Source organism: Thioclava sp. F28-4 (genome assembly GCF_002020045.1).
Taxonomy (GTDB): Bacteria; Pseudomonadota; Alphaproteobacteria; order Rhodobacterales; family Rhodobacteraceae; genus Thioclava; species Thioclava sediminum.
In genome coordinates this window covers 1,032,342-1,040,122 of record NZ_MPZQ01000001.1, presented here as the reverse complement: position 1 = coordinate 1,040,122, position 7,781 = coordinate 1,032,342, and the positions used below count along the sequence as shown (strand labels likewise).

The following is a 7,781-nucleotide window of genomic DNA, read 5'->3' as shown; positions in this document are numbered from 1 at the left end:
TCGAACATACCGAACTGCCCCAATCCGGCTTCGGCGCGAAAGCCCGAGACGATCAGGTTAGGCGGTGTGCCGACCAGTGTGGTCATGCCGCCGAGGATCGTGCCAAAGGCCAGGGGCATCAGCATCTGCCCAGGTGTCAGGTCCAGCCGCCCTGCGAGCCGGATCGCGATCGGCATGAGAAGCGCCAGCGCTCCGACGTTGTTCATGAAGCCAGAAAGAACAGCCGAAAGAGCTACGAGCGCCGTCATGCTGGTCAGACGCTTCGCCTCGGAGGGTAGAATTGCCCCCGCCAGCCAGTCTACCGCCCCGGTATTCTGTAAACCCTGACTTAGTATGAGCACGCAGGCCACCGTAATCACGGCGGGATGACCAAACCCCGCAAACGCCGCATCCGCCGGAACCAATCCGGTCAAGACGCAGGCCATCAGCGAGGCCAAGGCAACCAGGTCGTGGCGAAACCTCCCCCACAAGAACAACGAAAGGGTTCCGCCGAGAATCGCGAACAAGGTGATTTGTGGCGCTGTCATCATGGCCTCCTTGCCTCAAAATTAGCGAAGAAGGCGTCCAAGATACACGGGGTCATTCACGTCTTTAGTGCAATCGCGACACAGCGTTTGCCGCGCATTCGGTCCTCGGCGCAGCGACCATGCGGGATTGATGCCCAATTGCTGAAATAGAACGCAGTTCTGCTCACTCTCGCGAACAGAACTTTCGAGTAAGTATAATAACTGGTCGCGGCGGGTTTCGGGTGTCGTTCCCCATGCTAAATTCGGTCCGAGCTGTGATCTTAGACAGGCTTTAAGACATGTGTCACGTTTTCCAGGAAAGGGCGGCTGAGTGTTTTAGCAAGCGTTCTCCGCACTAAGACCGCGAATGCTTCAGGCTCCTCTGCGGCTGACAAACTGAAGTTCGTCACCTCGGCACAGTGCGAAATTGCTCCGCGGCCACGAAGAGGCGGGGATCACGGGGGGCAGGGCTTGCAAAGATTTCCTCAAAGAGCGCATTCGCACGTCATATTCGCGAGGCTGATCTTCCAACGCGGCAAATCGTAGAGCGAGTTCACGCTCGATGCTTTCGCAAGACAGATGGCCGTAAGTCCGGCTCACCGTCTCCGTGTTCGCGTGGCCGAGTTGACGCGCGACGATGGCAAGCGGCGCGCCGGCCTGCACAAGCTGACTGGCATAGGTGTGTCGCAATCCGTGGAACACGAATGCATGCGGCAGCCCGGCCTTCTCGACAGCTGCTTTGAAGAGATGCTTGTGACGGGTTTTCCAGATCTGGCCTGCGCCAGTGCGAAAGACGATGTCATCGTCTGCTTTCCCGGCGCATTTGGCCAAGAAAAAGCGCATCCCTTCCTCGGGCAGATACACATAGCGTGGTCGCCAGCCCTTGGGGGAGGAGACGTAAATACCAAAGATGTCTTTGCCGACATCGCACACGCGAAGCGCTGAAAGCTCGGACACGCGACAGCCCGTATAAAGGGCCGCGCGCACCAAGTCCGCGAGATCCGGGCGGCATGCGGCGATCAGCTCGCGACACTGTGCGCGGGTAAGGAAGATCTGGCGAGGCACTTCCAAATTCGGGACGCGGTGGATGCAGCGCCAAGACCGTTCCGAGTTGGTATGCCCGTTCTCCCAGGCCATCTGAGTCGCTATTCGCACTATCCCCAGCAGTGTATTCAGTGTTGCTTTCCTGCGGCGCAACGCATCGGGGTCGAGGCTCTCAATCTTTACCCTTACCTGGAGCGCCTGTTTCCCGCGCTTGGGTGGCGTCTCAAGGACGGCACGACAGAAATTGGTGATGGTCTTTCCGGTGAGGTCATCGAGCAGAACTGATCCGAGGCGCGGTAGAATATGGAAGTTGATCAGTGCGACAAGCGTCTCAAAGGTCGTCTTCGTGGCAGCAATGCGCTTCCATTCCACATAGTCGATCAGGGCGTCGCCCACAGTGAAACCAGTGTCACTCTTCGAATATCGCAGATGCTGTGTGGTTCCCACCGGATAGCTCGCGGAGGCGATGCCCCGCAATTCCTGCTCGGCGAACCAGACACGCGCGAGCGTGATGGCTTCCTCATAGGAAAGGCCCTGTGAGTTTTCCGAAACTGCGGGTCCGAGCCGCTGCTGCTTATAGCGGCCATCCTTCTTGCGGATCCGAGCGACCCAATGAAGGGGCTTAGCTGGCTTCTTCTCGAGCCCAACGTGACGGCAATACTCGAGAATGTTCCAATAGGGATGCGCTCTTTCAGGTAGAGCTTTTATCGTCTTGAGGGTGTCGAGCTTCGGCGCGTGATCCATCGGATGCTTCCTCCTGGCCAAGATTGAGGAAGTATCTTCGTGCCCTGTCCGTTAAGCCATATCGCTCGACATAGTCGAGTAGAAGGGTTTCTGCCGTATCAGCTTGGGCCGGGTCTTTCATTGCATTCTCCTATCAACTGCAGGTGTGGGCACGCTAACAAGTTGAAAGTAAATGGGCCGTAAACACAACGAAGCCCCTGCTGTGGCTACTCGACGAATGCCGACTTATCCAAATGACCTGCTCCCCATCGAGCCCGCACACACAGGTTGGCTCTGTTCAGCGTATGGCCGTCTTTCGACCGTAGATGATACTTCTACGGGGTTAGCCCCGTCGAGGCTCCTATGGTTGCGGTGGTGGTTGTAGTCGTCATTCCAAGCCGCAATCAGGCTTCGGGTATGACCGCAGACGTCGCAGCGCTTTTGACCACGAGAGCGTCGATCGCGGCGTTGGCCGTCTTATCGATCAGGGGGACGCCTCAGGTCCTCTATTCCGGATATACAGATCTTGGACTCTGGGAAAGCTGCCATAAATGGGCCACAAGTAGCGACGAGAGTTATCCGATGGGGACAGGAGGCGAAAATTGGATGAGCTGCGCGTAATCGAGGATCGCTTGAAGCGTCTGGATCACGTCTCCGATTGGACGTTTGCGTTAGGCTTGCATATTCGCTTGGCCAATCCGACCCTTAGCTATCTCACCTACCCAAAAGAGTGGGTGGATTACTACACCGAAAAACAGCTTGTTTTTGTAGACCCGGCTGTCCGATGGGCGATCTCCAATCAGGGCATTTGTGATTGGGCGGATATTTCCGACGGTGACGCGAGTGACGTATTCGGCGCCGCCTCGCGCTTCGGATTACGCTTCGGAAAAGTCATTGCGCTCGGAGATCTGGACCGCTCTTTCGGTTTCTTTGCCCATCCCTCGCGTCCGATTACGCAGGAGGAGATCGAGCAGGCTCAAACGCTGATGCAAGAGCTTCACGATCTGACCCGCGATGCGCTGGACATGTCCGAAGAGGAGCTCGAGGCATTGCGCGAGATTCCTGTGAGGTCGTAAAGCGCAGTTGCTGCGGGGCTGGGCCCCAGAACTCCCAAGCCGTCCCCTTTCTCACGGACCCGCCAAAGCTAATCTCGGTGGCCGTGACGGGATTTTCGCCGAACCATAGAAAGCTTGTCGTCGACGAGGTGCGAGAGGGCGCATGGTGCCAACGCTTGCAAGCCTCGTTCTCCTGCGCGGCCTCCTTTGAAAATGCTGCTCTGTCCCAGAAAGCATCGGACGATACATCTTCTCGAGACGGCACGGCCGATGTCGCTGCCTTCACATGAAATTCGCACAGATATCGAGCGAGATGACTGCGTGTCTAAATTTCGCCTTAAGGTTGTGTTAATTTTAGGGTGAGGGAGCAGATTTATGCTTCTCATCGATTTTCGAATTTTTCTTAGGATATTAAAATGGCCTGGAAGTTTTCCAAAAGCATCGCTGAAGAGGCGAGATTTCCTGATGCCTCTCCCCGAGGTCAAAGCGACAGCGTCTCAGCGAACAGGAACTCGCGTTGCGTGGCTGGGCGCCTTCTCCCGAAGCGCTGCATCGTCTACTGTGGTGAACCCGGTGCAATCAGAGATGAACTCGCCCAAATCTGCGAACATGAGGGCGCAAGGCTGCTTTCTTCTTCGGAAGGGGCACTGCCAGGCGCGTGGCTCGCGCTTCACACTGAAGAGATCGACATCCTGATGGTCGATGGTGATTACCTGGGGGAGATCGAAGACACGATCGACTACTGCATGCGCGTGAGGCGTGCATGTCCCTCACTCCCAGTGATACTGGTCTCCAGCGAAATGCGGGCGGATGACCTCACCTGCGAGCGAATGCAAGCCTGCGATGCAACCCTCAAGGCACCCGTCTCTCAGGTTCGGCTTGAAAAAGCGGTCATAGCCGCCCGTCAGAACAATGCGTTTTTCCTGTCACGCCTTCATCCTCGGATCACGCAGTATGTCCACGGGGTCTAGGCAGGACTGTGGAACCGCGCGGCTGCCTCTGCCCGCGATATCTTCAGTTGATCCGAGAGGTTTCGCCGAGTTTGGAGCCCAATAACCATGGGCGGACGTCAGAGTCGGCCGATGGTCATTGTTCTTCCGGGACGCGACGGCTCAGCGCCTTTTCTCGCTTCGCGCGACCTGCGTTGCGATGTCAGAACGAGATATGCATCGACGCTCTCACTTGTTGGCTATGTGCGGAGGCGAGGTCCGAGGTGAACTGATAGCCCAGCTCGAAGTCCATGTTCTGATCGACCGTGCCGCGCAGCGACAGCCCGAGGGTCATGGCATCTTGCGATTGCATGTCCCCGGCGAAGGAGTAATCCATCGTTCCGAGATCGGCGTAACCGAGCGTTTGCGTGAAGCCACCGTTGAACGCATGCCGGTATTCCAGCTGGGCGCCGGGTGTCAGGGTGCCCCAGTCGCGACGCATGTCATATTCGGCCGTGATCCCGATGACGCTCGAAGCTGTCGTGTTTTCGAGCTTTCCGTAGTCTAGCGCCCAAACCGACGAGCCGGTTTCCGAGTAGCTGTCCAGCGACAGTTTCACCACGTCGAGGCGGCCATAGCTCGACGTGCTCCATCGTCCCAATTGCCCGAGTTGCGATAGGCCGAGCGAGCCGAAGAGCATATGGCCGCCGCGCTCGCCCGAAAGCATCACGCCGCCGTCGGTCGAGTAACGGTGTTCCCGGAAGTCCAGCTTGCCATAACCGCCTGTCGCATCGAGGAAGAGATCGGGCTTCATCTGCCATGTGGCGTAGAGCGAGACGGTTTTCGCCCGCGAGCGCGACTTGCTTCCATCCGGCCCGAAGGTCGTCCGGTTATACCCGAACCCAAGCGCGGCCCCCGCGGCCATGTCGCTGCCGAAGACCCGGTCGACCCCGAGCGTGATCCCCTGCGTCGAGAGCTTGTTGGTATAGCCGCCATCGACCTGATCCCTGCCGAAATCGAGCGTGCCTGTCGCCCAGATACGGTAGGGCAGATCAGAGCCGTTCTGAGCGGGCTGCAAAGCGCGGGAAACGAGATCGATGACCTGCTCCGGCTCCGAGGAGGTCTCCGAATTGGTGGCGGCCGGATCGAGCAGGTAGTTCGTGCTCGGCGTGGTCGCCCCTTGGGCTGCCGACGCCTCCGGCGCACCGCCTGTCCCCGCAAAGGCTTGGGATGTCGTTCCCCAACCGGTGCGGCTTCCGCCCGAGCGCAGCATGCCATGAAGCGTGTCGAGACGCCGATGGGTGTTGTCGATCTGGGTTTGCGCGAAGCGGTGCGATGTCGAAACCTGCGAGACGATCATGCTTCTCACGGTCGGATCGAGCTCAGGGGCAGGGCGGCCGTTGACGGCCAAGGACTGTGCCGCCGAGCTCGCGGGCGCATTGGCGGCATCCCCGGAGTAATCCGCGGTGATCGAATGCGAACCCGTCGAGAGCGTGCGCGTGGTATAGCTCGCCGTCGAGCCGGATAGCGCGACCGTCGCAATCGCGGTGCCACCGTCGCGGAAGATGATGTTGCCGGTCGGCGAGGCACCGCTCGTCACACTCGCCGTCATCGTGACCGGAACGCCTTGCAGCGCGCTGCTCGACGAAAGGGTCAGCGATACTCCGGTCGCGGCTTTCGAGACGGTAAAGCCCGCGTAGCTTTGCTGATCGGTATTCCCCGCGCCATCCTTCACCTGCACCGTGAAATCATAGGACCCGGCGGTTGTCGGCGTTCCGCTCAGGACACCACCACTGCTCAGGCTGATATTGGACGGAAGGGTGCCCGAGGCGATCGAGAACGTGTAAGGCGCGTTGCCGCTCGTAGCCGTGATCGTCTGATTGTATGGCGTGCCGACCATTGCGCCGGGCAGGCTCGTGGTGGAGATCACCGGCGAGGCGGCCGTCACGTTGAACGCGTAGTTTTGCGTTCCGGTATAGGGCCCCGTCCCGGTCGAGCTGTCAGTGGCGGTGACGGAGAAATTGAAGCTTCCATAGCCCGTCGGCGTTCCGGAAAGCACGCCGCCTGACGAGAGGGTCATGCCAGTGGGCAAGGTGCCGGAGACGGAATAGGAATAAGAGCCCGTGCCGCCACTCGCGGTGATCGTCTGGCTGTATGCCGTATTCTGCGCCGCATCGGGCAAGGTCGTCGGCGCTACGGAGATCGTCGGTTGGTTTACGGTCAGCGTGTAGGTTTTCGTGGCGCTCGCCGGCGACCCTGTGCCGGTGCTGCTATCGGTTGCCTTCACTGTGAAGGAGAAAGTGCCGCCCGCAGTCGGTGTGCCCTTGAGGGTACCGGAGGTCGTGAGGTTCACCCCTGCAGGTAGGGAGCCCGATTGAACTGTAAACGTGTAGGGTGCGATGCCGCCACCGGCCTTGACCACCTGACTATAGGGGCTCCCCACCGTCGCATTGGTAAGAGAGGCTGGCGAGGCAATGCCTATCGTCGCTGAGGCGATCGTCAGGGTGAAGGACTTCGTCACCTTGAAGGGCCCGTTCCCGGTGCTGGAATCGGTGCCTGCGACAGTTAACTGGAAAGTGCCGCTGACCGTGGGTGTGCCGGAAATCGTGATGGATGTGCTGTTGAAGGCTGTGACGCTAAGACCAGCGGGGATGCCGAGGATCGAATAGCCGATATAGGGGGCCGTGCCACCCGAGAAGGTGAAGGTCTGGCTGTAGCTCTGTCCGACGGTTGCGCTTAACGACCCGCTGGCGGCGATGCTCAGGGTGGGATTGCTCACGGTGATCGAGGCGGTCGCCGCGTTCGAAGTTCCGGTGGAATTGGTGCCGGTATAGGAAAAACTGTCCGCCCCGGCATAGCCGGCGGTGGGCGTGTAGCTGATCGAGGTGCCGCTGACACTGGTCGTCCCGTGGGATGGCTGCGAGGTCACCGCAACCGATGTCGGGGTGCCGCCGCCGGAAAAGTCGAGGGGGATGCTGTTGGCGCTGCTGCCATAGGCAACCGTCTTCGAGACCGCGCCGGCCACCGGGGCTGCGGGCCCCGAGCCGGTGTAGGCCACGGTGATAATGCCGCCGTTATAGGTTGCCGTATCGAGCCCATTGACCGTGACGATCGGGATGATCTCCAAATTCGACGTGTCGCTCGACGTCGTTACATAGCGCGCCGTGCAGGTGACCGTTGCGTTCGTCTGGTTCGTGCCTGCCGGGCAAATTGTCTGAACCGAGCCGGCGGGAAACGCCTGAAAGGTGATCGAAGCGGAATTGTAGGCGTAAGAGTCCGTGTTGAAGGTGACGCTCAGATCGATGGTCTGGCCCGCGCCGGAGAAGGTCGTCGGAGATGCGGTCGGCGTGCCCACGAAGGTGACGGCGGCGGCGGCCTGCCCGAAGAAGATCAACGCCGTTGCGATCCCGAGGGCGCGCAGCCCCGTGCGCATTTTTTGGTCCAAGCGGCTGGCTGGATTGTCGCTCTGAGTGGATTTGGAGGTTGCCGTAGCGGCAGGTTCACGACATGCGACAAGACGCGCG

General features: G+C 59.6%; 5 protein-coding genes and 1 pseudogene. 2 read left to right on the top strand and 4 right to left on the bottom strand.

The window, feature by feature from the left end; genetic code table 11:
• The 3 genes and pseudogenes from BMI87_RS04735 to BMI87_RS23000 form a co-directional block, all read right to left on the bottom strand.
• Positions 1-527 (bottom strand): SLC13 family permease (locus BMI87_RS04735; protein WP_210402453.1); only part of this gene is annotated, 527 nt, incomplete at its 3' end.
• 351 nt (positions 528-878) lie between these two features.
• Positions 879-2,294: a site-specific integrase gene (locus BMI87_RS04730; RefSeq protein ID WP_078519976.1), complete on the bottom strand. Its 1,416-nt coding sequence runs from the start codon at positions 2,292-2,294 to the stop codon at positions 879-881.
• 206 nt (positions 2,295-2,500) lie between these two features.
• Positions 2,501-2,693: pseudogene (locus tag BMI87_RS23000) on the bottom strand (hypothetical protein); the annotation flags it as partial.
• Between the two features lie 182 nt (positions 2,694-2,875).
• Here BMI87_RS23000 and BMI87_RS04725 point away from each other — a divergent pair.
• On the top strand, positions 2,876-3,349 hold the full coding sequence (locus BMI87_RS04725) for an autoinducer binding domain-containing protein (protein ID WP_078519975.1): 474 nt from the start codon (positions 2,876-2,878) through the stop codon (positions 3,347-3,349).
• 395 nt (positions 3,350-3,744) lie between these two features.
• On the top strand, positions 3,745-4,299 hold the full coding sequence (locus BMI87_RS04720; RefSeq protein ID WP_078519974.1) for a response regulator: 555 nt from the start codon (positions 3,745-3,747) through the stop codon (positions 4,297-4,299).
• 181 nt (positions 4,300-4,480) lie between these two features.
• Here the strand turns inward: BMI87_RS04720 and BMI87_RS04715 are convergent, their stop codons facing one another.
• Positions 4,481-7,690, bottom strand: coding sequence for an autotransporter domain-containing protein (locus BMI87_RS04715; protein ID WP_168175160.1), 3,210 nt, complete (start codon positions 7,688-7,690; stop codon positions 4,481-4,483).
• Between the last annotated feature and the right edge of the window lie 91 nt (positions 7,691-7,781).

Coding starts and splice junctions, on each gene's coding strand:
- BMI87_RS04730 (WP_078519976.1), bottom strand. CDS start 2,294: ATGGATCACGCGCCGAAGCTCGACACCCTCAAGACGATAAAAGCTCTA.
- BMI87_RS04720 (WP_078519974.1), top strand. CDS start 3,745: ATGGCCTGGAAGTTTTCCAAAAGCATCGCTGAAGAGGCGAGATTTCCT.
- BMI87_RS04715 (WP_168175160.1), bottom strand. CDS start 7,690: ATGCGCACGGGGCTGCGCGCCCTCGGGATCGCAACGGCGTTGATCTTC.